Source organism: Comamonas piscis (assembly GCF_014109725.1).
In the GTDB taxonomy this organism is placed as follows: domain Bacteria; phylum Pseudomonadota; class Gammaproteobacteria; order Burkholderiales; family Burkholderiaceae_C; genus Comamonas; species Comamonas piscis.
In genome coordinates, this window is record NZ_CP058554.1 from 4,380,253 (window position 1) to 4,406,608 (window position 26,356).

Here is a 26,356-nt window from a genome sequence, read left to right on the forward strand (position 1 = left end):
TTGCCGTCGCGAGGAAACGGCATTCAACTTTCGTCAAATCTACATATACATGCCGCCATTGACATGCAACTCTTGTCCGGTCACATATCCGGCGCCATCTGAGGCCAAATAGACCACAGCGTTGGCAATGTCTTGCGGCTGTCCCAGCTTGCCCAAGGCAATCTGCGACTGCAGGGCTTTCTTCTGTTCTTCGGGCAACTGGGCCGTCATATCGGTCTCGATAAAACCAGGCGCCACGCAGTTTACCGTGATACCACGGCTGCCCAGCTCCTTGGCGAGCGAGCGCGTCATACCAGCCACACCGGCCTTGGCGGCCGCGTAGTTGGCTTGGCCAGCATTGCCGGATGCGCCCACCACGCTGGTGATACTGATGATACGGCCAAAACGCTGCTTCATCATCGGGCGGATGGCAGCGCGGCTGGCGCCGAACACGGCCTTCAGATTGGTGCCCAGCACGGCATCCCAGTCCTCGTCCTTCATGCGCATGGCCAGGGTGTCGCGGGTGATACCGGCGTTGTTAACCAGCACATGCAGGCCGCCCTGGGTCTTGACCAGAGAATCAATCAGTGCATCGACGGCTGCGCCGTTGTTCACATCCAGCGCCACGCCACGCGAGCCGGCAAAGGCCGACAGCGCTTGCGAGATCTTGGCAGCGCCGTCTTCAGTGGTTGCCGTGCCGATCACCTGGTAACCGGCTGCGCCCAGTGCCTGGGCAATGGCTGCGCCAATACCGCGCGATGCGCCGGTAACCAGGGCGACTTTGGCTGTTGAGGTGGTGTCAGTCATGCGAGGGCTTCTTTGGTTTCTTGCAAAGTGGCGGGGTCGTACAGAGCCACACCCACGAGTTCAGGGTCGATGCGCTTGGTCATACCGGTCAGCACCTTGCCGGGGCCGCATTCGACCAAGTGGGTGGCGCCCAGTACACGCAGGCGCTGCACGCACTCAACCCAGCGCACAGGGCCAAAGGCCTGGCGATACAGCGCATCGCGGATGGCATCTGCATCGCTGGGCATCGCCACATCGATATTGTTGAGCACATGAATCTGGGGCGCAGCCAGTTGCAGGCCAGCCAAGGCCAGCTTGAGCTTTTCCGCGGCGGGCTTCATCAGGCTGGAATGGAAAGGCGCCGACACCGGCAGCGGCAAAGCGCGCTTGGCGCCCGCCTCTTTCACGGCCAGGCTGGCGGCGTCGACCGCAGCTTTGGAGCCAGCGATCACGGTCTGGCCAGGGTCGTTGAAGTTCACCGCCTCCACCACCTCAGCGCCGCCCAGCTGGGCAGTCACCTGGGCGCAGACGGCCTTGACCGATGCGGCATCGAGGCCCAGTACCGCTGCCATCGCGCCGGCACCCACGGGCACCGCCTCTTGCATCGCAGCGCCACGCAGGCGCACCAGCGGTGCGGCCTGGCTCAAGGTCAGCACACCGGCTGCGACCAGCGCGGAATACTCGCCCAGCGAATGGCCTGCCACAGCGATGGGCATGGCACCGCCTTCAGCTTGCCAGACGCGCCAGGCAGCCACACCGGCCACCAGCATCACCGGCTGGGTATTGGCGGTCAGGGCCAGCGTCTCTTTCGGGCCGTTGTGGATCAGCGCACCCAGGTCTTCGCCCAGCGCATCCGATGCCTCTTGCAGCGCCTGCACGACAGCGGGGTGCGTACCCCAGGCATCCAACATGCCCACGGCCTGCGAGCCTTGGCCCGGAAAAACAAATGCAAAAGCGCTCATGTCTCGGTCTAAATCAGTATTTTTATCAAACAGGTTCGGGGCAGTCAGCGATGCAGCATGCTACATCGTCAGCAGCACGGCACCCCAGGTAAAGCCACCGCCCACGCCTTCGAGCATCACATTCTGGCCGGGCTTGACCTGGCCGCTGCGCACGGCATGGTCCAGTGCCAGCGGGATCGAGGCTGCTGAAGTATTGCCATGCTGGTCAACCGTGACGACCACCTTCTCGGGCGCGAGCTTGAGCTTGCGCGCCGTGCTCATCATGATGCGCAAGTTGGCCTGGTGCGGGATCAGCCAGTCAATATCGGACTCTTGCATGTTGGCCTTTTCCAGCGCAGCGCGCGCGGCCTTATCCAACACACCAACCGCCAGCTTGAAGACGGCCTGGCCATCCATGCGCAGCAGCGGCGAGCCAATCACCTGGCCGCCCGAGACATTGCCCGGCACGCAGAGGATATCGACATGGCTGCCATCGGCGTGCAGATCGGTGGCCAAGATGCCCGGGCGGTCCGAGGCCTCCAGCACCACAGCGCCAGCGCCATCGCCAAACAGCACGCAGGTGGTGCGGTCGTTGAAATCCAGAATGCGGCTGAACACTTCCGCACCTACCACCAGCACACGCTTGGCCGTGCCGGACTTGATCATTGAATCCGCGACCGTCAGCGCATAGACAAAACCGCTGCACACCGCCTGCATGTCAAATACCGGGCAGCCATTGGCAATGCCCAGCTTGTTTTGCAAGATGGCGGCGGTCGAGGGGAACACCATGTCCGGCGTGGAGGTGGCGACGATGATCAGATCCAGGTCGGAGGCCTGCAGATTGGCGGCCTGGAGTGCATTCTTCGATGCCTCCAGCGCCAGATCGCTGGCGGCCACATGGGCCTCTGCAAAATGGCGCGCCTTGATGCCAGTGCGCTCGACAATCCACTCGTCGGAGGTTTCCAGACCACGCGTGGCCAGCTCGGCAGCCAACTCGTCATTGGTGACACGGCGTGGCGGCAGGTAGCTGCCTGTGCCGGTAATGCGGGAATAAATACTCATCGAATTCAGGTAGGAGACGTCACGGTTTTGGCAGCAGCAGCGCTGTCTGCCGACATCAGCAGGGGCGCAGCCGTCTGAATCTTGGTCTGCACACGCCCCAGCAAATCATTGCGGGCAGCGTCATAGGCGCGCCGCAGGGCATGCTCATACGCCACCGCATCGGCTGAGCCATGGCTTTTAAACACCAGGCCACGCAAACCGAGCAATGCTGCCCCATTGTAGCGGCGGTGGTCCACCCGCTTCATCAAGCGCGCCAGCACCGGGTAAGCGATCACTGCCGCCATTTTGGTGAGCAGGTTGCGCTTGAACTCTTGCTTGAGGCCGTTGCTGATCATGCTGGCCACGCCTTCGCTCGCCTTGAGCGCGACATTGCCGACAAAACCATCACAAGTGACGATATCTACCGTTCCTTTGAAGATATCGTTGCCTTCCACGTTGCCGTAGAAATTGAGGTAACCCGATTGGCCTGCGGCGCGCAGCAGCTCGCCAGCACGCTTAATGACCTCACTGCCCTTGATGGCTTCTTCACCAATATTGAGCAGGCCAACGGTGGGATTTTCCTTGTCGTCCAGCGCGCTGACCAAGGCTGAGCCCATCACCGCGAACTGCAGCAAATGCTCTGCACTGCAGTCCACATTGGCGCCCAGGTCCAGCACCGTGGTGGCGCCGCCTTTGGCGTGGGGAAGTTGGGAGGCGATCGCTGGGCGATCAATGCCGTCCAGCGTCTTGAGCACATAGCGGGCAATGGCCATCAGCGCGCCGGTATTGCCGGCGGACACCGCCGCCAGTGCAGCGCCCGACTTCACCTGGGCAATGGCCACCCGCATCGAAGAGTCTTTCTTCCTGCGCAGGGCCACCTCAACCGGGTCATCCATGGTGACCACTTCACTGGCGTGCACGATGGTCGCGCGCGCGTGCTGAAACGACTGCAACGCCTCGGCCTGCCCGACCATCAACAGATGGGCATCAGGGTGGCTATCCAAAAACTTCTTACATGCAGGCAGCGTGACACGGATACCCGCATCACCGCCCATGCAATCCACGGCCAGTGTGATCATTCGTTCGGTAATTATTTGACGTTGTTCGCACCGAGTCACAGGCAGATGCGCCTTGCACGGCCACCTAACACCACAATAAAAAAGGCCCGCGCTACAACGTAGCTGCGGGCCTTTTTTATACAGCTATGGCTTAGGCTTCCGACTTGTTCTTCAGCACTTGGCGGCCACGGTAGAAACCGTTAGGGCTGATGTGGTGGCGCATGTGGGTTTCACCGGTGGTGGGTTCCACAGCGATTCCAGGCACATTCAGTGCGTTGTGCGAACGGTGCATACCGCGCTTGGAAGGGGATTTCTTGTTTTGTTGAACAGCCATGGTGGCTCCTGAGTCTTGAAAGGGTTGGTGACATGGCCTGCGTAAACACAAACGCATGCCCTAATTTTACGCGACTGGCCCATTAAAGACACGAGGGGATTCGCGCGAAGCCTCAAATTATAGCAAAGATCGCGGGGTGGCTTCAAGCCACCCACATCAGGATTGGTTTTTATCGATGCGCAGTGACGCCAAAGCCGCAAAAGGGTTGGTTTTTTCCACCGGGCTGTCGTCAAAATCCTGGGTGGCGGACTCCAGCTTTACATCCACCGGACACACCTCGTGCATCGGCACCATGGGCAAGGCCATCAGCAGCTCGTCTTCAATCAACTCCAGCGCATCGGTCAAGGGTTCAAGCACCAGCAGGTCTTCGTCGCTCTCGTCATCCATAGCGGCAGCCGTGGCTTCGTCTTTCACAAAGCGGAAGGAGCGGCTGCTCTCGACAGCCACATCTACCGGGCGCATGCAGCGCTGGCACTGCATTTGCATCTGGGTTTCGGCATGCAGATGCAGCCAGGCCTGGCCCGCGCCGCCGGAGGACCCGACCCACTCGCCATCCAAGACCCAGCGCACGGGTTCGGCGGCTGCGGCTTCTCCGCGCAGATCATCGGCCAGCAAACGGGGCAGCTGCCCCAGGGGCAATTCGCCCTCCAGAGCCGCTTCTTGTTGGGCAAACGCCTTGATGTCCAGGCGATTGACTGAAAATTCCTTTGTCATGCGCGTCAGTGTAAGAGAATCTGGGCATGTCTGAATCCCTGATGCCACGCGCCCTTGTACTGGGCTCCACCTCCCGCTACCGGCGAGAGCTTCTGTCGCGCTTTCGCCTGCCCTTCGAAACCGCCTCGCCCGATGTGGACGAAACCCCGCAGCCCGGCGAAAGCCCCGCCGCCCTGGCGCTGCGCCTGGCCTTGGCCAAGGCCCATGCCGTGGCCGCCCTGTTTCCCGAAGCCATCGTCATCGGCTCCGACCAGGTGGCCGACCTGCATGGCCAGCCGTTGGGCAAGCCCATGGTGCACGACAAGGCCGTTGCCCAGCTGCGCGCAATGAGCGGCCAGAGCATGCAGTTCCACACCGCCGTGGCCGTGGTTTGCAAGGCCAGCGGCTTTGCGCAGGCCGATACCGCCGTGGTGCGCACCGTGTTCCGCCCGCTCGATGATGCCGAGATTGAGCGCTACCTGCTGGCCGAGACACCCTACGACTGCGCCGGCAGCGCCAAGAGCGAAGGCCTGGGCATCACCCTGCTCGATGCCATTGAAAGCGATGACCCCACCGCCTTGATCGGCCTGCCCTTGATTCGCACCGCCCGCCTACTGCGCGCTGCCGGGTTGGTGTTGCCATGAACCAACAAGTCAAAAAAGGACGTTTGTTCCTGATCCCCACCCCGCTCGACTTTGGCTGCGCCACTGAGGCGCCGCTGGCCGATGTGCTGCCCTTGCACACGGTGCAGACGGCGTCTCAGATCACCCACTGGATCTGCGAGAACGCTAAAAGCTGCCGCGCCTTTCTCAAACGGGTGGACGCGGTCGCGCCCCTGGCCCTGCCACTGCAACAGCAAAATATTGCCGAGCTGCCGCGCGAAGCCCATAAAAAAGGCGACCACAACCCGCAGACCACCAGCAACAGCGACAGCAGCGCCCTGCTGGCCGCCGCACTGCAAGGCCATGATGTGGGCCTGGTCAGCGAAGCGGGCATGCCCGCGATTGCCGACCCGGGCAGCTCCGTGGTGCGCGCCGCCCATGATGCCGGCATTGACGTGGTTCCACTGGTAGGCCCCACCTCGCTGCTGCTGGCTCTGGCTGCCAGCGGCCTCAATGGCCAGAACTTTGCGTTTGTGGGCTATGTGCCGAGCGACGCCACCGAGCGCAGCGCCCGCCTGCGCGAGCTGGAGCAGCTGGCGCTGCGTCAGGGGCAAACGCAGATCTTCATCGAGACGCCCTACCGCAACCAGGCGCTGCTCGGCGCGCTGTTGCAAACTCTGCAAGCCAATACCCGTTTGTCCATCTCCAGTGGTCTGACCTTGGAGAGCGCCAGCACGCAAAGCCGCCTGGTCAAGCAGTGGAAGCCGCTGAACACCAGCCTGGACAACCGCACGCCGATGGTGTTTGCCATTGGCCGCTGACTGCCGTTAATGGCTGCAGCCCCTGAGGCTGCCTCATGAAAAAAGCGGTGCCGAGGCACCGCTTTGTCATTCAAGCCTTGAACGCCGTTAGCGCTGCCAGTGCGGTCAGCGCACGCTGGGCAACAGCGACATCGAGCGCAAGGTACCCACGGCACCCGCACCGACCGATGCTCCAAAGCGCTTGGCAAAGCGCTCGGCCACATTCTCGCGGCGGGTGTAGTCCACGACTTCCTCGGCACCCACCACATCGCGGGCCACCTGGTCGAGGCTGCCCAGGCCGTCGGCCAAACCGAGCTTCACGGCTTCCTGGCCGGTCCAGAACAGGCCGCTGAAAGTGTCCTCGGTCTCTTTCAGGCGGTCACCCCGGCCCTGGCGCACCACCTGGATGAACTGCTGGTGGATCTGGCCCAGCATCTGCTGTGCAAATGCCTTTTGCTTCTCATTCATGGGGCTGAAGGGATCGAGCATGCCCTTGTTGGCACCGGCGGTCAGCAGGCGGCGCTCCACCCCCAGCTTGTCCATCGTGCCGGTAAAGCCAAAACCATCCATCAGCACGCCAATGCTGCCGACAATGCTGGCCTTGTCGACATAAATACTGTCAGCGGCAGAGGCAATATAGTAGGCCGCAGAGGCGCAGGATTCCTCGACCACCGCGTACATCGGCTTCTTGTACTGGGCCTTGAGGCGCACGATCTCGTCATTGATCATGCCCGCCTGCACGGGGCTGCCGCCGGGCGAGTTGATCAGCAGCACCACGGCCTTGGCGCCATCGTCTTCAAAGGCGGTGCGCAGTGCGGCAATCACATACTCGGCACTGGCGTCTGCGCCCGAGGCGATCTCGCCCTTGAGCTCCACCACGGCGGTGTGCTCAGTCGAGCTCTTGGTGGCAGTGCCGTCCGAGCCAAACAAGTAGCTGCCAAAGGCAATCACCAGGCCCAGCCAGACCAGGCGGAAGAAAATCTTCCAGCGGCGCGCGGAGCGCTGCTCCTTGAGCGTGTCAAAAGCCAGGCGCTCCAGCACCGAGCGCTCCCAGCCAGGCGACTGTGCCGCCACACCAGCAGCGGCAGGTGCCGCCGAGCCCCATAAATCGGGCGCCGGCGACGGGTTTTGCTGTGGGTTGTTGTCCATGGGGTTCATTTTAAAAATCAAGAGGTTGGAGGCGGCTATCCGGGTGCCAGTACACCACACCATCACATTCACTCAGCACAAGCTTGACCAAGCCGCCGCGACAAGGCCCACCTGCACAAGCACCGGTCTCGGGTGCATAGGCTGCACCATGCGTCGCACAGAGCAGCCAACTGCCGGTATCGTCAAAAAAACGCCCCGGCTGGTAATTCATCTCCATCGCTACATGGGTGCAGCGGTTCAGATAGGCATGCACCCCGTCTTGGTAGCGGATGGCAAAGGCCTGGCAGGTCTGGCCGGCATACCGCACATCAAAGGCTACCGCCCGCCCGCCATGGTGCAGCGCATCACTCTGGCAGACGGCAATCGTCGGGGTCACACTATCGGTCATGTGCGCACCGGTTGACCAAGGTTCATCTGACTGTACATACAGACAGTAATTGCACCATAGCTAGGAATGATCCGCCATCCACCGTTGCAATTCAGCAACAGAGTGCGCCACGTACAGCGGCTTGAAAGGCCCAAACCCATCGAAGTGGTGGGCCCCATAGCTCACCCCCACGCTGGCACAGCCTGCATTCATGGCCATTTGCAGGTCATGGGTCGTGTCGCCCACCATCAGCAGGCGCTCGGGCGCCACATCCAGCTCGGCCATCAGCTCTTGCAGCATCAGCGGATGGGGCTTGCCCGCCGTCTCATCGGAGGTGCGCGTGGCATGGAAGCGCCCCTTGAGCAGGGTTGTATCCAGCACCCGGTCCAGCCCATTGCGGTTCTTGCCCGTTGCCACCGCCAACAAATGGCCACTGGCCGTCAGCTGGTCCAGCAGCTCCAGTACGCCGTCAAACAGGTTCACCTGCTCCTGGCGTTTGAGGAAATGCAGCCGGTAGCGGTTGGTCAATGCCACCATCTGGTCCTCAGGCACGTCGGGCGCGGCATGCCGCAGCGCGCTTTGCAGGCTCATGCCGATCACATACTTGGCTTCTACCAGGCTGGGCACCGTGCCGCCCACATCCCGCACCGCATCCTGGATCGACAGCGCAATCGCCGCCGTCGAATCAAACAAGGTGCCATCCCAGTCAAAGGCAATCAAATCAAATTGGCGGGCCATGTGGGGGCGCTTTCTGTAGGCATAACAAAATCAGGTCGCTGGCCAGCGCATTGCGGAGACGGGCCAGGTGCATGCGAGTCTGGTGGGTGCGCCAGCGCTTGCTGGACACCCCAACAGACGCGGCAGGGCTGCGGGCTAACCGCAGGCATTTTAATTCAGCCCCCAGTAACCGCGCTGGCTGCGGTTGATGCCAGCGCCTCGGCCCCACGGCCCCCGGCAGCCCGGCCTGCGGCGCTCTGTTGTATCGACGCAAGCCTGGGCCCAATTTGAAAAGAAGCGTTACGGCCGCTTTCCGTGCGCCACCCCGAGGACGGGCACGGCGTGCCGTTCAGCGCACCAAGACTGCATAAACGCCTGATTATTATGGAAACCAGAGATAGCGGCATGGCAGATTTCGGCTGCCATCACTCCCTACGAAAGGCAGGCACATGAAACGCATTCTGATCAACGCCACGCAGACAGATGAAAGACACCTCGCCCTAGTGGAGGGCCAAACGCTGCTGGATTACGAAATTGAAATCGAAGGCGAGGAACAGCGCAAAGGCAATATTTACAACGCGGTGGTCACCCGTATAGAACCTTCGCAGCAAGCCTGCTTTGTCGACTATGGCGAAGACCGCGAAGGCTTGCTGCCCTTCCCACATATCGCCGCGCGCCATCTAACCCAAGGTCCATCTCCCTCCCAAGCCCCCATTGAGACACTGATCCGCGAAGGCCAGGAGCTGTTGGTTCAGCTGGTCGAGGACGCGCATGACAGCCAGGAAGCCGTGCTGACCACCCACCTGTCGCTGGCCGGTCGCTATTGGGTGTTGAAACCTCATGCTCCGGGTGGTGACGGCGAAGCGCGCCGCTCCAACAGCGATAGCACGGCTGCGATCAAGCAGGTGATGGACCAGCTGAACGACTCCAAAGGCATGGCAATCACTGCGCGCAGCGCGGCCATAGGCCGCAGCGCAGCTGAGCTGCAAAGCGATCTCAACTACTTGCGCAAGCTCTGGGATGCCATCGAGGGTGCCACGGTATACAACCGAGGCGCTTATCTGATCTACCAAGACTCCAGCCTGGTGATCAGAACCATCCGCGACTATTTTCAAGAGGACATCGCCGAGATCCTGATCGACAGCGAGGACATTTATGAGCAAGCCCTGCAGTTCATGAACCACGTGGTGCCCGCGCACGCGGCCAAGGTCAAGTACTACGACAGTGATATACCGCTGTTCGAGCATTTTCAGATCGTGCAGCTGATGGCATCAGCCTATCCGCGCGATGGCAGACCTGCATGATCCCAACCAGACTGAACCGATCCCCAAGCGCCACCATGGACGCCGGGGCCGGAACCTGGCCAAGAAGGGGCTCAGGCGGCAGCCGGCGCCGCCGCCACAAAGTCGGCCAGCTCCGGCGGCAACTCGGCACCCAGCTCCACCCGCTCTGCCGTTTGCGGGTGGTTGAACTGCAGGCGCCAGGCATGCAGAAACATCCGCTTGAGGCCATGCTTGGCCAGGCGCTTGTTCAAATCAAAGTCGCCGTACTTTTCATCGCCGGCAATCGCATGGCCGCTGCTGGCCAGGTGGACGCGGATCTGGTGGGTGCGACCGGTTTTTATCGTCACCTCCAGCAGGCTCATCGCAGGCAGGCCCAGCAGATGCCGCGCGGGGAACACCCGCTGCACCTTGACCAGCGACACCGAGCGCATACCCTCGGGATCGTCAGCCGTGGTGGCGCGTACCCGGCGCTCGCCGTCGGGCAGCAGGTATTTGCGTAAAGGCGTGTCGATCACCTTCTTGTTGGCCGGCCATTCGCCCAGCACCAAGGCCAGGTAGGTCTTGCCGGTCTCCCGCTCGCGGAACTGGTCTTGCAGATGGGTCAGCGCAGAGCGCTTCTTGGCGACCAACAAAATGCCGGATGTCTCGCGGTCCAGGCGGTGTACCAGCTCCAGAAAGCGCGCATCGGGGTGGGCGCGGCGCAATTGCTCGATGACGCCAAAGCTGACACCCGAGCCGCCGTGTACGGCCACGCCAGCGGGCTTGTTGATCGCCAACATGACATCGTCATCCAACAACAAGGGAAACTCCCTAGCTGGCACTGCACGCTCGTCTTCGTCGGGCTTGGAAGACACGCGCACCGGCGGAATTCGGACCACATCGCCGGGCTGAACGCGAGTGTCCGCTGACGTGCGACCCTTGTTGATACGGACCTCCCCCTGCCGAATGATGCGGTAGACGTGGGTCTTGGGTACGCCCTTTAAGTGGCGCATCAGAAAATTGTCCAGACGCTGTCCAGCGTCATCCGGATGGACCTCCACCAGCCTTACAGCGACTGGGGCTGCTTGTGGACTGCGGGGCTCGTCCGGTTTGCCCCCTATAATATGTTTCACCTGCGCGATAGAGTTATTGGTTAACCGGTGAACATTTTAATTCACCCACCAGTACCCGCACAGGCCGGTCGATGTCTGGCTGATCGCCTTGCCGCTCCACCTGCAGTCCAAGAGATTGCGCAGGAGACGCCAAGTGAATCAGGCGGGCAGACACATTGAAACAACGAAAAAACAGATTTTTGGCGGCAGCTGTCGCAAAGGCCTGACACCAGGCCCGCCCAGCTGACCGTCTTCACACCAAACATGTTGATTTTGTGGGCTTGGATGGCAACTCTCTGGCACAGCAGCAGCTGTGCAGCAGAGCGTTTTGCCGTGCCCACCGTGCGCATGTCCTCAGGGCAAATTTCTCAGCCGGAGGCAGCCCAGCGCTGGCTGGCTGGTTATTTACATGCCCTCTCCCGCGTGCCTAGGTCCTTTGTGCTGACATAAGTATTACCAGCAAACATGACACGCTCTGTGAATTCTTTCGTTTCTCTGCGTCTGTCCCGGCATCTGTGGCTCCAGTAAGAGCCTGTTTATTGTTGGGATTGGAGACAGGTGCCTGATTGACAAAGGCAGCCTGTCCCGCATTACGAAGGACGCGCATCATGAAACGGATGCTGATCAACGCCACGCAAGCTGAAGAGCGCCGCCTCGCCATTGTTGATGGCCAAAAGCTGCTGGATTACGAGATTGAAATCGAAGGCCGCGAACAACGCAAAGGCAATATCTACAAAGCCGTTGTTACCCGGGTCGAACCCTCTCTGGAAGCCTGCTTTGTCGACTACGGCGAAGACCGCCACGGCTTCCTGCCGTTCAAGGAAATCTCCAAACAATATTTCGCCGAAGGCGTCTCCCCCAGCCAGGCCCGCATCAACGATGTGATCCGCGAAGGCCAGGAGCTGATTGTCCAGGTCGAAAAAGAAGAACGTGGCAACAAGGGCGCAGCGCTCACCACCTTCATCTCGCTGGCTGGCCGCTATGTCGTGCTGATGCCCAACAACCCCCGTGGTGGTGGTGTCTCGCGCCGTATTGAAGGCGACGAGCGCGCCGAGCTCAAAGAAGCCATGGACCAGCTGGACTACCCCAAGGGCATGTCCATCATTGCGCGCACCGCCGGCATTGGCCGCACCGCACCTGAGCTGCAATGGGATCTGAACTACCTGCTCAAGCTCTGGGGTGCCATCGATGGCGCTGCCAAGTCTGCCAAGGGCGCCTTCCTGATCTACCAGGAATCGAGCCTGGTGATCCGCGCGATCCGCGACTATTTCCACAATGACATCGGCGACATCCTGATCGACACCGATGACATCTATGAACAAGCCCAGCAGTTCATGGCCCATGTGATGCCTGAGCATGCTGCCCGCGTCAAGCGCTACCGCGATGACGCGCCGCTTTTCAGCCGCTTCCAGATCGAGCACCAGATTGAGTCGGCCTACTCGCGCACCGTGACCCTGCCCTCCGGCGGCGCCATCGTGATCGACCACACCGAAGCGCTGGTCTCCATCGACGTGAACTCGGCCCGCGCCATCAAGGGCGGTGATATCGAAGAAACCGCCACCCGCACCAACCTGGAAGCCGCCGACGAAGTAGCCCGCCAGATGCGCCTGCGCGACCTGGGCGGTCTGATCGTCATCGACTTCATCGACATGGAAGAGTCGAAGAACCGCCGCGATGTGGAAAGCCGCCTGCGCGACGCGCTGCGCCAAGACCGCGCCCGTGTGCAGTTCGGCACCATCAGCAAGTTTGGCCTGATGGAAATGAGCCGCCAGCGCCTCAAGCCGGCGCTGAGCGAAGGTGCCCACATCAACTGCCCACGCTGCGGCGGTTCGGGCCACATCCGCGATGCCGAAAGCTCGGCACTGCAGATCCTGCGCATCATCCAGGAAGAGTCGATGAAGGACAACACGGCAGCCGTCAACTGCCAGGTGCCTGTCGAAGTCGCTTCTTTCCTGCTGAACGAAAAGCGTACCGAAATCCAGAAGATCGAGCTCAAGCAGCGCGTGTCCGTCACCATGGTGCCCAACAAGGCGCTGGAGACCCCGCACTACAAGCTCGAGCGCATGAAGCACGACGACCCGCGCCTCGACTCGATGGAAGCGAGCTACAAGCTGGCCGACCCGGAAGAAGAGAGCCTGGGCTTTACCCGCCGCTCGCAAGAGCCGACCAACAAGCAAACCCCGGTCATCAAGGGTGTTCTGCCTGATGCACCGGCCCCCATTGCCGAACCACGCCCGGCACCCGCTGCGCGCGCCGCCAACGGCCAGCCTGCGCCAAACGGCAAGCCGGCAGCTACGCCAGCCGCAGCACCTGCTGCAGCGCCCGTAGCCGCACCGCAAAAGGGCTTCCTGGCCTGGCTCAAGCGCTTCTTCGGCATGGCCCCTGAGCCAGCACCCGCGCCCGTACCAGCAGCGCCTGCAGCCCCCGCCGGCGAAGCCCGCCGCGAAAACCGTGACAGCCGCAATGGCGGCCGTGGTGGCCGTGGTGGTGAGCGCGGCGACCGTGGTGACCGCAAGGATGGCAACCGCCCTGCCCGTGGCGAACGCGCCGAAGGCGAACGCGGTGACCGCAATGGCCGTGGCAACAATGCTGCCGCCGACGGCAGCCGCAGCCCCCGTGGTGGCGACCAGGAAGGCCGCAACCGCCGTGGAGAGCGCGGTGACCGTGGCGACCGCCAGGACCGCAGCCGCCGCGACGAAGCCTCGCTGAACCCGCAAGCCGGTGACAACGCCGCCGCCACTGGCGAGCGCCAAGACCGCGCACCCCGCCCCGAGCGTGCGCCCCGCGAGCCGCGTGAAGGCCGCCGCGACCGTGGTGGTGAACGTGGTGAGCGCCAAGAGCGCCGCAACCCCGCCGATGACAGCGCCCAGCCGCTGAACGCCGTGGCTGCTGCGCCGATCAATGCCGATGCAGTGATCGCCTCGCTTCCTTCGCTGGACCTGGATACCGGCAACCAGCCAGAAGCCGGCATCGATGCGGACAACGCGACGCCAGAGCGCCGCGAACGCCGCTCGCGTGACCGCTATGGCCGCGACCGCCGCAACCGTGGTGACCGCGAACGCACGGGCCGTGACGAGCAGGCAGAAGGCGACACCGCTGCCGCTGATTCGGGCTTTGCGCCGGATGCTGCGCCTGCCGTGCAGCAAGATGCTGATGACGCACCGCGCCGCAGCTACTTCAATGCCGCATCTGCATCTGCGCCAGCGCCTGTCGCCGCACCTGCAGTGGCAGCCGCAGCCGACGTTGCAGCACCTGCGTTTGCAGTTCCGGTCCAGGCCCCTGTCGCGTCTAGCGCCCCGGTCAGCGTTGCCGAGCAGGCACCCCTGGCCGCAGCGGTGGCTGCACCAGTGCCAGCGCCCGTTGCCGCACCTGCCCCCGCCGTTGCCCCTGTGGCCGCACCGGTACCTGCCGCTGCGCCAGTAGTAGCAGCGCCCGAGCCAGCAGGCCTGCCGGCCATCGCCAGCTACGCGCTGCCCATGGACGCCTTGCACCAGATCGCCAGCACGGCGGGTCTGCAATGGGTCAACTCCGATGCCGACAAGATCGCTGCCGTGCAAGCCGCGATTGCCGCTGAACCCGCACCCGTGCATGTGCCGCGTGAGCGCCAGCCGGTCGTGCAGATCGACGAAGGCCCGCTGGTCCTCGTCGAGACCCGCAAGGATCTGAGTGATTTGGTCCTGCCCTTTGAGCGCGAAACCGCTTAAACGCGGCTGACCCACGCAACCCTCAGGCCGGAGCAATCCGGCCTGTTTCATTGATGGAGCCCTCTGATGCTGTTTCTGCTCTCGCCCGCCAAATCGCTGGATTACGAAACCCCGCTGCCCGCTGGTCTGACCAGCACGCAGCCCCAGTTCATCCCCCAGTCCAAGGCCTTGATCGCGGTACTGCGCAGCCAGTCGCCGCAGCAGATCGCCAGCCTGATGCACCTCAGCGACAAACTGGCCGCGCTGAATGTGGCGCGCTATGAGGCCTGGTCGCCCAAGTTCAGCAGCAAGAATGCGCGCCAGGCCATCATGGCCTTCAATGGCGATGTGTATGACGGCCTGCAGGCCCCCACCTTGAGCACCAAGCAGCTGGATTGGGCGCAGGCCCATCTGTGCATGCTCAGCGGCCTCTACGGCGTGCTGCGCCCGCTTGATCTGATGCAGCCCTACCGGCTGGAGATGGGCACGCGCCTGGCCACCGAGCAGGGCAGCAACCTCTACCACTTCTGGGGCAGCCAGATTGCCGACTACCTCAATGCGCAGCAGGCCAGCGAAGACAAGCCGGTCGTCGTCAACCTGGCATCGCAGGAGTATTTCAAATCGGTCGATCGCAAGGTGCTGCGCGCCCGGGTCATCGACTGCAGCTTTGAAGACTACAAAAACGGCCAGTACAAGATCATCAGCTTCTTCGCCAAGAAGGCGCGGGGCATGATGGCGCGCTACGCCATCGAGCACCAAACCAAGACGCCGGCGGCCTTGAAGAAGTTCAGCACGGCCGGCTATGCCTTTACAGCCGAGGCATCGAGCGAAGACCATTTCGTGTTCAGGCGCAAAGTCGATTGATGCGACTTTGATGCACAATGGGCCGCGAAAGGATACCGATGACCGCCACGCAACCTCTCACCCCGGCACTGCGCGCCTGGATCATTGCTCAGGCCAGCGCAGGCATCAGCGCCGACCAGGTTTTCAAAGCCATGTGCGATGCCGGCTGGAACGCCGATGTCGCCGAATCCGCGATGGAATCGGTACTGACCGAACACCTCGCCCAGCTGCAGGCCAGCAAGGATGCCACCGCAACGCCCAGCCAGCCCGCTGCCAGCGCTCGCCCCCTGCCCGAGCCCCAGCTGGGCCAATCGCCCTCCACCATCGATGTGGGTGACCGCGAGGTCAGCGTGCTGCTGGCCATGCAGCACCCGCGCGTCGTCGTGTTCGGCAACCTGCTGTCGGATGAAGAGTGTGACGCCATCATTGCTGCGGCCGAGCCGCGCATGCAGCGCTCGCTGACCGTCGAGACCAAGACTGGCGGCGAAGAAGTCAATGCCGACCGCACCAGCGATGGCATGTTTTTCAAGCGCGAAGAAACCCCCGTGGTCGCAGCGCTGGAGCGCCGCATCGCCAAGCTGGTGAACTGGCCGGAAAACCATGGCGAAGGCCTGCAGGTGCTGCACTACCAGCCCGGTGCCGAGTACAAGCCGCATTACGACTATTTCGACCCAACCCAGCCCGGCACGCCGACGATTTTGAAACGCGGCGGCCAGCGCCTGGCCACCTTGGTGATCTACCTGAACAACCCGCAGGCCGGCGGCGGCACCAGCTTCCCCGATGTGGGGCTGGAAGTGGCTCCCCGCCGAGGCAATGCCGTGTTCTTCAGCTACGCCGCCCCCGACCCCGCAACCAAAAGCCTGCACGGCGGATCGCCTGTGATCGCCGGCGAAAAATGGATCGCCACCAAGTGGTTGCGCGAGGGCGAATTCAAATAAACCGCAGCCGCCGCCTGGCCCCCCGCGCAGGCAGCGGCCGCTTTTAGTTCCAAAGCATGACCGTCTCCCCTTCGCCTGAGCATTCGCCGCTGGGCCAGCGCTCCGCGTACATCGACCAGTACGACCCCACCCTGCTCTTCCCGCTGCCACGCCAGGCCAAGCGCGACGAGCTGGGCCTACAGCCCGACAAGCTGCCCTTTTTTGGCGCCGACCTGTGGACGGCCTATGAAGTCTCATGGCTCAACCTGCGCGGCAAGCCCCAGGTCGCGCTGGTGAGCTTCACCATCCCCTGCGAAACACCGAATATCGTCGAGAGCAAGTCCTTCAAGCTCTACCTAAACAGCTTCAACAACAGCCGCTTTGGCTCGGTCGATGAAGTGCGCGCCAAGCTGCTGGCCGATATCAGCGAAGCGGTGTGGCGCGGCGCGCCCTACCAGGCCTCGGTGGGCGTGCAGATGATCGACCCCGAAGTGTTCGACACCCTGCCACTGCAAGAGCTCGACGGCCTGAACCTGGACCGGCTGGACATCGACTGCGAGCACTACCAGCCCCAACCGCAGCTGCTGCGCGCCGCCTTTGATGAGGCGCCCATCACCGAAACCCTCAGCAGCCGCCTGCTCAAGAGCAACTGCCTGGTCACCGGCCAGCCCGACTGGGGCAGCGTGCGCATCAGCTACACCGGCCCAGCGATCGACCAGGAACGCCTGCTGCAGTACATCGTGAGCTTTCGCAACCACAACGAATTCCACGAGCAGTGCGTCGAGCGCATGTTTGTCGATATCTGGAAGCACTGCAAGCCGATCCGCCTGACGGTCTATGCCCGCTACACACGCCGGGGTGGGCTGGACATCAACCCGCTGCGCACCAGCCAGCCGATGGCCCTGCCGGCCAATATCCGCACCGCACGCCAGTAATCAGTCCAGGTCGTCAAACAGCGGCAAGGTGTAGGGGTCGGCCTTTGGCTCCGCAACGCCCAGGCGGCTTTGGGCCTGGCGCATCGCCTGCCAGTCGCCCACCAGGCCCTGGGCCAAGGCCTGCTCCAAGGGCAGCAGGCCACCCACCCTCACCCCCAAGAGCCGCAGGCGCTGGTCCAACGGCGCGCGCTTGAGGCATTGGCCCGCTGCATGGCGGATGGCAGCGGCATCCTGGGTGTAGAGCGGCAGGCTGTGGTCGCGCGTGGCGATGCGAAAGTCCGGGTAGCGCAGCTTGATGCCAATCGTGCGCCCCACATAGCCCTTGCGCTGCAAGTCAGCGGCCACCATCTGGCACAGCTCGGTAAAGATGGCCCCCAGCTCAGCCTTGTCGCGCACGGCATGCAGGTCGCGGTCAAAGGTGGTCTCTCGGCTCATCGATACCGGCTCGCTCTCGGTCACCACAGGCCGGCTGTCCCGCCCCCAGCTCGATGCATGCAGCCAGGCGCCGTAGCTGCGGCCAAAGTTCTCCACCAACCAAGGCAGCTCCTTGGCAGCCAAATCACCCAGGGTCTGGATGCCCAGCGCCTGCAGCTTGGCATCGGCCTTGGGGCCCACGCCGTTGATCTTGCGGCAGGCCAGCGGCCAGATCATTGTTTGCAGATCGCTCTCCAGCACGATGGACACGCCATTGGGCTTGTTGAACTCGCTGGCCATCTTGGCCAGCTGTTTGTTCGGCGCCACCCCCACCGAGCAGGTCAGGCCCGTCGCCGCATGAATCGCTGCCTGCATCTGCAGCGCCAGGCTGCGGCCATGGTCGTCCTGGCCACCTTCGACATGGGTGAAGTCGATGTAGACCTCGTCCACGCCCCGGTCCTCCATCTGCGGCGCCATCGCGGTGACGATGGCCTTGAACTGGCGTGAAAAATGCCGGTAGCGCGCAAAATCCACCGGCAGCAAGATGGCCTGCGGACAGAGCTTGGCGGCCTTCATCATGCCCATGGCCGAGCCCACGCCAAAGGCCCGCGCCGGGTAGGTGGCCGTGGTGATCACGCCCCGGCCGACATAGTCTTTGAGTTGGGGGAAGGCCTCGGTCGGAATCTCGTGCAGGCGGTCGCCGTAGCGGGCTTTCAGCGCTTCATCCTCTGCCCGGCGGCCGCCGCCAATGATGACCGGCAGGCCCTTGAGCTGCGGGTAGCGCAACAGCTCGGCCGAGGCATAGAAGGCATCCATGTCCAGATGCGCAATGCGGCGGCGCGGGGGCAGAACAGCAGGCGATGGCGAGGGGGTGGGGCACACAAGGCTATTGTCCCCCAGCGCGGCAAGGCCTGCAGCCGGCTGCAGCGCAAAACCGGCTGCAGCGCACGCTATCGCAGGGCTCAGTGGTCGTGGTGCAGGTAGGCCGCCTGCTTGGGCAAGCGCAGGCTGAACAGAAAGGCAATCACCATCATGGCCGACACATACCAGAAGAAGGCGTTTTCATGGCCGGCGTTCTTCAGCGCCAGCGCCACAAACTCGGCCGAGCCACCAAAAATCGCATTGGCCACCGCATAGGCCAGGCCCACGCCCAGCGCACGCACCTCGGGCGGGAACATCTCCGCTTTGACAATGCCCGAGATCGAGGTGTAGAAGCTCACAATCGCCAGCGCCACCAGAATCAGCAGCCCAGCCGTGACCGGCGATGAGGCCTGATGCATGGTCGTCAAAATTGGCACCGTGCCCAGGGCGCCCAGCGCGCCAAACAGCATCATGCTGGTGCGCCGGCCAATGCGGTCGGACAGTGCGCCAAACAGCGGCTGCATGCACATGTACAAAAACAGGCAGACGGTCATCACATAGCTGGCGGTCTTGATCGGCAGCCCCACGCTGTTGACCAGGTACTTCTGCATGTAGGTGGTGAAGGTGTAGAAGATCAGCGAGCCACCTGCGGTGTAGCCCAGCACGGTGACAAAGGCGCGCCAGTGGTGCTTGAACAGATTGCTCAAGGTGCCGGTTTCCTTGTTCTGCATGGCCTCGGTGGACTGGGTCTCATGCAAGGTCCGGCGCAGCAGCATGGCCACGACAGCCGCCGCAGCGCCCACCACAAAGGGAATGCGCCAGCCCCAGGCGCGCAGCTCGGCATCGGTCAGCACGGCCTCCAGGATCACGATCAACAGCACCGCCAGCAGCTGGCCGCCAATCAGGGTCACATACTGGAAGGACGAGTAAAAGCCGCGCTGGCCTTTGAGCGCCACTTCGCTCATATAGGTGGCCGTGGTGCCATATTCACCGCCTACCGACAGGCCCTGGAACAAGCGGCACAGCAGCAGCAAGAACGGTGCCCAGGCACCCACCTGCGCATAGGTAGGCAGGCAGGCGATCACCAAGGAGCCGGCGCACATCATGGTCACCGATATCAGCATGGATTTCTTGCGGCCGTACTTGTCGGCAATGCGGCCAAACAGCCAGCCACCGATGGGGCGCATCAAAAAGCCGGCGGCAAACACGCCGGCAGTGTTCAGCAGCTGTACGGTGGGATCACCCTTGGGGAAGAAGGCAGCGGCAAAGTAAATGGCCGAGAAGGCATAGACATAGAAGTCAAACCATTCGACCAGGTTGCCTGACGAGGCCGCCATGATGGAGAAAATGCGGTGGCGCTTTTCTTCAGGGCTGTAATGGGGAGGAGTGTTGGCCGAAGTCTGGGCGGCAGAGGGCCCAGGTCCTGGCACGGAGGGTGTTGTCATTGGAGTAGTCCCGTGTAGCAATGCAGACCATGATGCGCCGCCCGCGAGACCCGCTGATGTCAGACGGGCGCTGAATTTCCAGCGCGCAGCCCGTTCAGGATGGCCTTAAAGCTGGGTGCAGATCACCACAATGCCGACCAGCATCAGCGCAATGCCCCATTTCTCATTGCGGCGCAGTTGCTCCTTCATCAGCCGGCGCGATACGAGGTAGCTGAACACCACCTCAACCATGCCCAAGGTACGCACCGATGCCGCGCTTTGCAGCGCATAGGCACTGAACCAGGCAAGGGACGCCGCGCTGCCCATGCAGCCCGCGATCAGCGACACCCGCCAGGCCTTGGCAATGCGCAGCAGCACGCTGCGGTCGCGCCACAAAAACCAGGCGCCCATGGCCAGGGTCTGCATGCACTGCGCAATGAACACGCCCCAGGCCCCGGACAGCAGCGCGCTGGGTGCATCAAGCGCCAGCGCCGCACCGCGAAAGCCCACCGTCGCAATCGCAAAGCAGGCTCCGCAGATCAGGCCATACATCGCGGCCTTGCTGCGCCAGTCGAGCTTGGCACCGATCTGGCGCGGTGGCAGGGACAGCAGCGCCACGCCGATGGTGGCGATCGCCATCGCAGCCAGCGCCCAGTGGGTGGGCAGCTCGCCCAAAAAGACCGCGCCAAACAGCGCGACCTGCAGCACTTCGGTTTTGGACAGGGTCACGGCGACCGCAAAATTGCGCTGTTGCATCGCCAGCAGCAAGGCGCCAGTGGCAGCAATCTGGAAGAACGCGCCCATGGCCAGCCAGCCAAAATAGGCGCCGGTCCACTGCGCAATCTCCGGCGCCTGGGCGGGCAGGGTATAGAGCAGCACCAGCACCAGGCCCGCCAGCGGCAGGCCATAGAGAAAGCGCACCAAGGTGGCGGGCCAGGTACCCAGGTCACGGGTCAGCGAGCGCTGCGCCGCATTGCGCGCCGTCTGCGCGATGGCGGCAAACACCACCAGCCCCATCCACCAACCACCCCATTGCATTCCCGCTCCGTCAACCATTACCGCATCCACTTCATCACTAGGGCCCCGATGGTAGGCGATCACTGCCCCTTGTGCGCCTGCATTTGGCGATGCGAGCCTGCGGCATCAAGAGGGGCAGCACGCCACCTGCCCCCTGCCCCACTCAATAAGGCTGGGGATAGGTGCCGGGCACCAGGATCCGCTGGTCCACGTTGTTGATGTTGGTGTGGCCGCAGAAAGCCATCGACACATCCAGCTCCTTGTGGATGATCTGCAGCGCGCGCGTCACGCCCTCCTGGCCATAGGCACCCAGGCCGTAGAGAAAGCTGCGGCCGATCAAGGTGCCCTGGGCGCCCAGCGCGCGGGCTTTGAGGACATCCTGGCCACTGCGGATGCCGCTGTCCAGCCAGACCTCGATGTCCTTGCCAGCGGCCTGCACGATGGAGGGCAGCGCATCGATGGTCGCCGGTGCGCCATCGAGCTGGCGGCCGCCGTGGTTGCTGACAATCAGCGCATCCGCGCCGGTCTCCGCCGCCAGCCGCGCATCGTCGGCCTCCATCACGCCTTTGAGGATCAGCTTGCCGCCCCAGCGCTTCTTGATCCATTCCACATCGCCCCAGTTCAGGCAGGGGTCGAACTGGTCGGCCGTCCAGGACGACAGCGAGCTGACATCGCCCACGCCATCGACATGGCCGACGATATTGCCAAAGCTGCGGCGCTTGGTGCCCAGCATGCCCATGCACCAGCGCGGTTTGGTCGCCAGGTTGATAAGGTTCTTGATCGTCGGCTTGGGCGGTGTGGACAGGCCATTTTTGATGTCCTTGTGGCGCTGGCCCAAAATCTGCAGATCCAGGGTGAGCTGCAAGGCCGAGCAGTTGGCCGCCTTGGCGCGGTCAATCAGGCGCTCCATAAAGCCCCGGTCGCGCATCACATAGAGCTGGAACCAGAACGGGTGGCGGCCGGTGTGCTCGGCCACATCTTCGAGCGAGCAGATGCTCATCGTCGACAAGGTGAACGGAATGCCAAAGGCCTTGGCCGCCCGGGCCGCCAGGATTTCGCCATCGGCATGCTGCATACCCGTGAGGCCCGTGGGCGCAATGGCGACGGGCATGCTCACCTCCTGGCCCACCATCGTGCTGCGCGTGCTGCGGCCTTCCATATTCACCGCCACGCGCTGGCGCAGCTTGATCTTCTGGAACGCCGCCTCGTTGTCCCGGTAGGTGCCCTGGGTGTAGGAGCCGGAGTCCGCATAGTCGTAAAACATGCGCGGCACGCGCTTCTCGGCCACGACGCGCAAATCTTCAATACATGTGATCTTGGATAAATCAGCCACAAATCTTCCTTGTTATCAAGCCACTGCAGCGGCGCTGGCGGCTAGGCCCTCTGTGTAACTCGCTGTGCTCGGCGCCCTTGTCACGCAGGCGGCAAACCCAGCACCATCGTTACAAGGTCTAGGGTTTTACAGGACTGCGGCCGGTCAGTTAGGCCGACATTATGTCGATGTTCTATCCATCCAGGTGTTTTTGTCATAACAGCAGTGCATAACCACCCTGGGCGTGAACGGCCTCCCGGCCGCGCGCTTGCGCTGCACTACAACGAGGAGTCAGGCATGGTTTGGCAACAGATCTACAACCCGGTAGGCAATATGGTGCTCTCCACCTTGCTGGCGGCGCTGCCAGTGGTAGTGATGCTGGTGGGGCTAGGGTTTCTCCACCTCAAGGCGCATATTGCGGCAGGGGCAGGCCTGGTCTGCGCACTGCTCATTGCGATTCTGGTCTATGGCATGCCGGCGGATATGGCAGGCCGTGCGGCGGTCTATGGCGGGCTCACAGGGCTGCTGCCGATTGGCTGGATCGTGCTCAACATCATCTTCTTGCACCAGCTGACGGAGCAGAACGGCAGCTTCAAGATCCTGCAGGACTCGATTGCCGGCATCACCGAGGACCGGCGCATCCAGCTGTTGCTGATCGCCTTTGCCTTTGGCGCCTTTTTTGAAGGTGCAGCAGGCTTTGGCACGCCGGTGGCGGTCACGGCGGCGATTCTGATCGGCCTGGGTTTTTCACCGCTGGCGGCCTCGGGCCTGTCGCTGATTGCCAATACCGCGCCGGTCGCCTTCGGCGCGCTGGGCACACCGGTGATCACCCTGGCCAAGGTCCATGGCTATGACCTGATGGAGGTGACCGCGATGGTGGGCCGCCAGCTGCCCTTTTTCTCGGTGCTGGTGCCCTTCTGGCTGATCTGGGCCTTTGCCGGCCGCAAGGCGATGGTGGAAATCTGGCCTGCCATCCTGGTCACCGGCCTGTCGTTCGCGATCCCGCAGTACCTGGTGTCCAACTTCATTGGTCCGGAGCTGGTGGACATCATTGCCGCCATCGTATCGATGGCCTGCCTGATCGGCTTCCTGCGCGTATGGCAGCCCAAGAACATCTGGCGCAGCACCTCGCTCAAGAGCCGCGATACCAGCGAGGACACGACTGCTAAACCACGCGCCGTGGTGGCGCATGCCCGCGCCGATGTGATCCGAGCCTGGACGCCCTGGGCCATCCTGACCGTGTTTGTGTTCATCTGGGGCCTGCCTCCGGTCAAGGCCGCGCTCAACGGCCTGTTTGCACCGTCCTTCCCGATGACCGGCCTGCACAATATGATCGAGAAGGTGCCGCCCGTCGTGCCCCAGCCCACCAAGGAAGGTGCGGTCTATGTGCTCAACCTGCTATCGGCCACAGGTACCGGCATTCTGCTGTCGGCCATCGTCGGCGGCCTGGTGATGAAGTACAGCCCGCTGGGCCTCATCAAGCAGTTCTTCAAGACGATCTGGCTGGTGCGCTTTTCGCTGTTGACGATTGTGCTGATGCTGGCCCTGGGCACCCTCACCCGCTACTCCGGCACCGACACCACCCTGGGCCTGGCCTTTGCCAACACCGGCGTGTTCTACCCCTTCTTTGGCACGATGATGGGCTGGCTGGGCGTGGCGCTGACGGGTTCGGACACAGCATCAAACGTGCTGTTTGGCGGCATGCAGAAGGTCGCTGCCGAGCAGCTGGGCCTGTCGCCCAACCTGATGGGCGCGGCCAACAGCTCGGGCGGCGTGATGGGCAAGATGATCGATGCCCAGTCCATCGTCGTGGCCTCCACCGCCACCCGCTGGTTCAACCATGAGGGCGACATCCTGCGCTATGTGTTCTTCCATTCGGTCGCGCTGGCCACCTTGGTGGGCATCTTTGTCACCTTGCAGGCCTATGTCTACCCCTTCACCTTGATGGTGGTGAAGTAAGAAAAGCAAAACGGGGCTCCCTGAGGAGCCCCGTTCACCGGATGCCGTCTGTTAAACGGCAGGGACCGCAGGGTTCAGGCTGTACAAGCCGGTGATGCTGGCCTGGCCCAGCACGGAGGCCTGGGCCAAGGCCGCGCGCACCCGGGCGCCGGTCAGTTCGCCCTCGATGGCCAGGGTCGGCGTGGCCAGCGCATACACCGTGAACACATAGTGGTGTACCAGGCTGTCGTTCCACGGTGGGCAAGGGCCGTCATAGCCGTAGTACTGGCCTTGCATTTGCGCATCACCGGCAAACCAGCCGGTGTAGTCGTTGATGCCATGGCGCAGGCCCTGGGGCGCCTCCGGGCCGGGCTTGCCATGGGCGGTGATGCCATCCGAATGCGCGCCGGCGGCGATCTCGGTGGTGGTGGCCGGAATATCCAGCAGCAGCCAGTGGTAGAAATCCACCCGGGGCAGGTCGGCTGGCACCGTGCGGCCTTCCTGGTTCACATCGTCGCCCCGGCTGGGCACATCCGGGTCATGGCAGACGATGACAAAGGACTGCGTGCCGGCCGGCACATCGCGCCAGGCCAGTTGCGGATTGCGGTTGGTCGACAGCAAGACATGGGCTGTCGCATCGGGCACGGCAAAAGCGAACTCGCCAGGAATCGCCTGGCCGTCTTGGAAGCTGTGGCTGCTGAGCTGCATCTGATAAATCCTTTGCGGGTATAAAAAAAGCCAAAGGGCCTCGACCGGAGTCGGCGCACTTTGGCAAATTCTAGATTGCTGCCGCGCAGCTGTCAGTCAGCCAGCATCTGACACGCGAAGCTCAATGTCCGCCGATATAAGCAAACTTGAATACGAACAGCGCTGCAATGATCCAGACCATCCAGTGCACCTCGCGGGCGCGGCCGGTGAACAGCTTGATGGCCGCGTAGGAGATAAAACCAAAGGCCAGGCCGTTGGCGATGGAGTAGGTAAAGGGCATCATCACGGCGGTGATCGCGGCGGGAATCGCCTCGGTGGTATCGGCCCAGTCCACCTCGGTCAGCTCCTTGAGCATCAGGCAGGCCACAAACAGCAGCGCGGGTGCGGTGGCGTAAGCGGGCACCGAGCCGGCCAGCGGCGCGATAAACAAGCAGGCCAGGAACAGCACGGCAACTGTCACGGCGGTCAGGCCCGTGCGGCCACCGGCTTGCACACCCGAGGCGCTCTCGACATAGGCGGTTGCGCTGGACGTACCCAGCAGCGAGCCGGCAAAGATCGCGCCACTGTCGGCCAGCAGCGAACGGTGAAAGCGCTCCATCTTGCCGGGCACCAAGAGGCCGGCGCGCTTGGCCACGCCCATCAAGGTGCCGGTGGCGTCAAACAGCTCCACCAGAAAGAACACCAGCACCACGTTCAGAAAACCGGTGGACAGCGCGGTCTTGATATCGAGCTGCAGGAAGGTCGGCGCAATCGACGGTGGCGCCGAGAACACGCCCTGGAACTGGTTGCCGCCAAAGATGAACGAGGCGACAGTGACGGCCAGAATGCCGATCAAGATAGCGCCAGGTACCCGCAGCCGGTCCAGCACCACGATCAGGAAAAAGCCCAGCGTGAACAGAATCACCGACGGCGAATGCAGATCCCCCAAGGTCACCAAAGTAGCCTTGGATTCCACCACCACACCGGCGCTCTTGAGCGCAATCAGCGCCAGAAAGAGACCGATACCGACGGTGATGGCCACGCGGATGGAAGGCGGTATGCCGTTGATGATCTGGTCGCGGATGCGAAAAATGGTGACCAGCAAAAACAGGCAGCCCGAGACAAACACGGCTCCCAGCGCCGCCTGCCAGGTGTAGCCCATGCCCAGCACCACCACATACGCAAAATAGGCGTTCAGCCCCATGCCGGGCGCCACCGCAATCGGGTAGTTGGCATACAAGCCCATCAGCACCGAGCCCAGCGCCGCTATCAGGCAGGTGGCCACAAACACCGAGCCCTTGGGCATGCCCGCATCCCCCAGGATGGAGGGATTGACGAACATGATGTAGGCCATCGTCAAAAAGGTGGTGATCCCCGCCAGCACCTCGGTCCGCACCGTCGTGCCGTGCTCTCCGAGCTTGAAGTATCTGTCCAGCGCGCTCATGGCTGCTCCTCGTGGTTATGCATCGTTAATGGGAAGCTGA

23 protein-coding genes and 1 pseudogene are annotated in these 26,356 nt (G+C 62.8%); 8 read left to right on the forward strand and 16 right to left on the reverse strand.

Annotation, left to right across the window (positions count from 1 at the left end; all coding sequences use genetic code 11):
• Window positions 1-39: 39 nt before the first annotated feature.
• The 6 genes from fabG to HS961_RS19780 form a co-directional block, all read right to left on the reverse strand.
• The gene (fabG, locus tag HS961_RS19755) at window positions 40-786 is read right to left on the reverse strand and encodes a 3-oxoacyl-ACP reductase FabG (protein WP_182324930.1); all 747 of its coding nucleotides are present in this window, start codon (window positions 784-786) and stop codon (window positions 40-42) included.
• Window positions 783-1,727, reverse strand: coding sequence for an ACP S-malonyltransferase (gene fabD, locus HS961_RS19760; RefSeq protein WP_182324932.1), 945 nt, complete (start codon window positions 1,725-1,727; stop codon window positions 783-785). The genes fabG and fabD overlap by 4 nt, the downstream gene beginning before the upstream one ends.
• Before the next feature lie 60 nt (window positions 1,728-1,787).
• Window positions 1,788-2,768, reverse strand: a complete 981-nt coding sequence (locus HS961_RS19765) for a beta-ketoacyl-ACP synthase III (RefSeq protein WP_182324934.1) — start codon at window positions 2,766-2,768, stop codon at window positions 1,788-1,790.
• A 5-nt stretch (window positions 2,769-2,773) separates the two neighbouring features.
• A complete protein-coding gene (gene plsX, locus HS961_RS19770) occupies window positions 2,774-3,826 on the reverse strand; it encodes a phosphate acyltransferase PlsX (RefSeq protein ID WP_182324936.1) in 1,053 nt (350 codons plus the stop codon).
• Between the two features lie 130 nt (window positions 3,827-3,956).
• On the reverse strand, window positions 3,957-4,139 hold the full coding sequence (rpmF, locus tag HS961_RS19775; protein ID WP_021027949.1) for a 50S ribosomal protein L32: 183 nt from the start codon (window positions 4,137-4,139) through the stop codon (window positions 3,957-3,959).
• A 156-nt stretch (window positions 4,140-4,295) separates the two neighbouring features.
• Complete coding sequence (locus HS961_RS19780) at window positions 4,296-4,853, reverse strand: YceD family protein (protein ID WP_182324938.1); 558 nt, start codon at window positions 4,851-4,853, stop codon at window positions 4,296-4,298.
• Between the two features lie 26 nt (window positions 4,854-4,879).
• On the opposite strand from HS961_RS19780, the gene HS961_RS19785 reads away from it, so the two are divergent.
• Complete coding sequence (locus HS961_RS19785) at window positions 4,880-5,476, forward strand: Maf family nucleotide pyrophosphatase (RefSeq protein ID WP_182324940.1); 597 nt, start codon at window positions 4,880-4,882, stop codon at window positions 5,474-5,476.
• Window positions 5,473-6,255: an SAM-dependent methyltransferase gene (locus tag HS961_RS19790; protein ID WP_182324942.1), complete on the forward strand. Its 783-nt coding sequence runs from the start codon at window positions 5,473-5,475 to the stop codon at window positions 6,253-6,255. The genes HS961_RS19785 and HS961_RS19790 overlap by 4 nt, the downstream gene beginning before the upstream one ends.
• A 105-nt stretch (window positions 6,256-6,360) precedes the next feature.
• Here HS961_RS19790 and HS961_RS19795 read toward each other — a convergent pair whose 3' ends face one another.
• The 3 genes from HS961_RS19795 to HS961_RS19805 are packed head-to-tail and all read right to left on the reverse strand — an operon-like array spanning window position 6,361 to window position 8,488.
• Window positions 6,361-7,392: a S49 family peptidase gene (locus HS961_RS19795; protein WP_182324944.1), complete on the reverse strand. Its 1,032-nt coding sequence runs from the start codon at window positions 7,390-7,392 to the stop codon at window positions 6,361-6,363.
• Window position 7,393: 1 nt separating this feature from the next.
• Window positions 7,394-7,771, reverse strand: coding sequence for a Rieske (2Fe-2S) protein (locus HS961_RS19800; RefSeq protein WP_182324946.1), 378 nt, complete (start codon window positions 7,769-7,771; stop codon window positions 7,394-7,396).
• A gap of 60 nt (window positions 7,772-7,831) precedes the next feature.
• Window positions 7,832-8,488 (reverse strand): HAD-IA family hydrolase, encoded by a 657-nt coding sequence (locus HS961_RS19805; protein WP_182324948.1) that lies wholly within the window; start codon window positions 8,486-8,488, stop codon window positions 7,832-7,834.
• Between the two features lie 428 nt (window positions 8,489-8,916).
• On the opposite strand from HS961_RS19805, the pseudogene HS961_RS19810 reads away from it, so the two are divergent.
• A pseudogene (locus HS961_RS19810) lies at window positions 8,917-9,753 on the forward strand (ribonuclease E/G); the annotation flags it as partial.
• An 89-nt stretch (window positions 9,754-9,842) separates the two neighbouring features.
• On the opposite strand, the gene HS961_RS19815 reads toward HS961_RS19810, so the two are convergent.
• Window positions 9,843-10,862 (reverse strand): RluA family pseudouridine synthase, encoded by a 1,020-nt coding sequence (locus HS961_RS19815; RefSeq protein WP_182324952.1) that lies wholly within the window; start codon window positions 10,860-10,862, stop codon window positions 9,843-9,845.
• Window positions 10,863-11,449: 587 nt separating this feature from the next.
• Here HS961_RS19815 and HS961_RS19820 point away from each other — a divergent pair.
• From HS961_RS19820 to queF, 4 genes are all read left to right on the forward strand, one after another.
• Window positions 11,450-14,545 carry an Rne/Rng family ribonuclease gene (locus tag HS961_RS19820; protein WP_182324954.1) on the forward strand — a complete coding sequence of 1,032 codons (3,096 nt, stop codon included), beginning with the start codon at window positions 11,450-11,452 and terminating at the stop codon, window positions 14,543-14,545.
• A gap of 66 nt (window positions 14,546-14,611) precedes the next feature.
• Window positions 14,612-15,388, forward strand: a complete 777-nt coding sequence (gene yaaA, locus HS961_RS19825) for a peroxide stress protein YaaA (protein WP_182324956.1) — start codon at window positions 14,612-14,614, stop codon at window positions 15,386-15,388.
• Between the two features lie 38 nt (window positions 15,389-15,426).
• Window positions 15,427-16,305 (forward strand): 2OG-Fe(II) oxygenase, encoded by an 879-nt coding sequence (locus tag HS961_RS19830; RefSeq protein ID WP_238347674.1) that lies wholly within the window; start codon window positions 15,427-15,429, stop codon window positions 16,303-16,305.
• A 56-nt stretch (window positions 16,306-16,361) separates the two neighbouring features.
• The gene (gene queF / locus HS961_RS19835) at window positions 16,362-17,219 is read left to right on the forward strand and encodes an NADPH-dependent 7-cyano-7-deazaguanine reductase QueF (protein ID WP_182324960.1); all 858 of its coding nucleotides are present in this window, start codon (window positions 16,362-16,364) and stop codon (window positions 17,217-17,219) included.
• Here the strand turns inward: queF and HS961_RS19840 are convergent, their stop codons facing one another.
• The 4 genes from HS961_RS19840 to HS961_RS19855 form a co-directional block, all read right to left on the reverse strand.
• Complete coding sequence (locus HS961_RS19840; RefSeq protein WP_182328350.1) at window positions 17,220-18,449, reverse strand: Y-family DNA polymerase; 1,230 nt, start codon at window positions 18,447-18,449, stop codon at window positions 17,220-17,222. It lies immediately after the preceding gene.
• 146 nt (window positions 18,450-18,595) lie between these two features.
• Complete coding sequence (locus HS961_RS19845; RefSeq protein ID WP_182324962.1) at window positions 18,596-19,939, reverse strand: MFS family transporter; 1,344 nt, start codon at window positions 19,937-19,939, stop codon at window positions 18,596-18,598.
• A 105-nt stretch (window positions 19,940-20,044) separates the two neighbouring features.
• Window positions 20,045-20,956 (reverse strand): DMT family transporter, encoded by a 912-nt coding sequence (locus HS961_RS19850; RefSeq protein ID WP_182324964.1) that lies wholly within the window; start codon window positions 20,954-20,956, stop codon window positions 20,045-20,047.
• Window positions 20,957-21,098: 142 nt separating this feature from the next.
• Window positions 21,099-22,268, reverse strand: a complete 1,170-nt coding sequence (locus HS961_RS19855) for an alpha-hydroxy acid oxidase (RefSeq protein ID WP_182324966.1) — start codon at window positions 22,266-22,268, stop codon at window positions 21,099-21,101.
• 276 nt (window positions 22,269-22,544) lie between these two features.
• On the opposite strand from HS961_RS19855, the gene HS961_RS19860 reads away from it, so the two are divergent.
• Window positions 22,545-24,206, forward strand: a complete 1,662-nt coding sequence (locus HS961_RS19860) for an L-lactate permease (protein ID WP_182324968.1) — start codon at window positions 22,545-22,547, stop codon at window positions 24,204-24,206.
• Between the two features lie 51 nt (window positions 24,207-24,257).
• Here HS961_RS19860 and HS961_RS19865 read toward each other — a convergent pair whose 3' ends face one another.
• Together HS961_RS19865 and HS961_RS19870 are read right to left on the reverse strand one after the other, a co-directional pair.
• The gene (locus tag HS961_RS19865; RefSeq protein WP_182324970.1) at window positions 24,258-24,893 is read right to left on the reverse strand and encodes a YbhB/YbcL family Raf kinase inhibitor-like protein; all 636 of its coding nucleotides are present in this window, start codon (window positions 24,891-24,893) and stop codon (window positions 24,258-24,260) included.
• Window positions 24,894-25,014: 121 nt separating this feature from the next.
• Window positions 25,015-26,316 carry an NCS2 family permease gene (locus HS961_RS19870; RefSeq protein ID WP_182324972.1) on the reverse strand — a complete coding sequence of 434 codons (1,302 nt, stop codon included), beginning with the start codon at window positions 26,314-26,316 and terminating at the stop codon, window positions 25,015-25,017.
• Window positions 26,317-26,356: the final 40 nt, after the last annotated feature.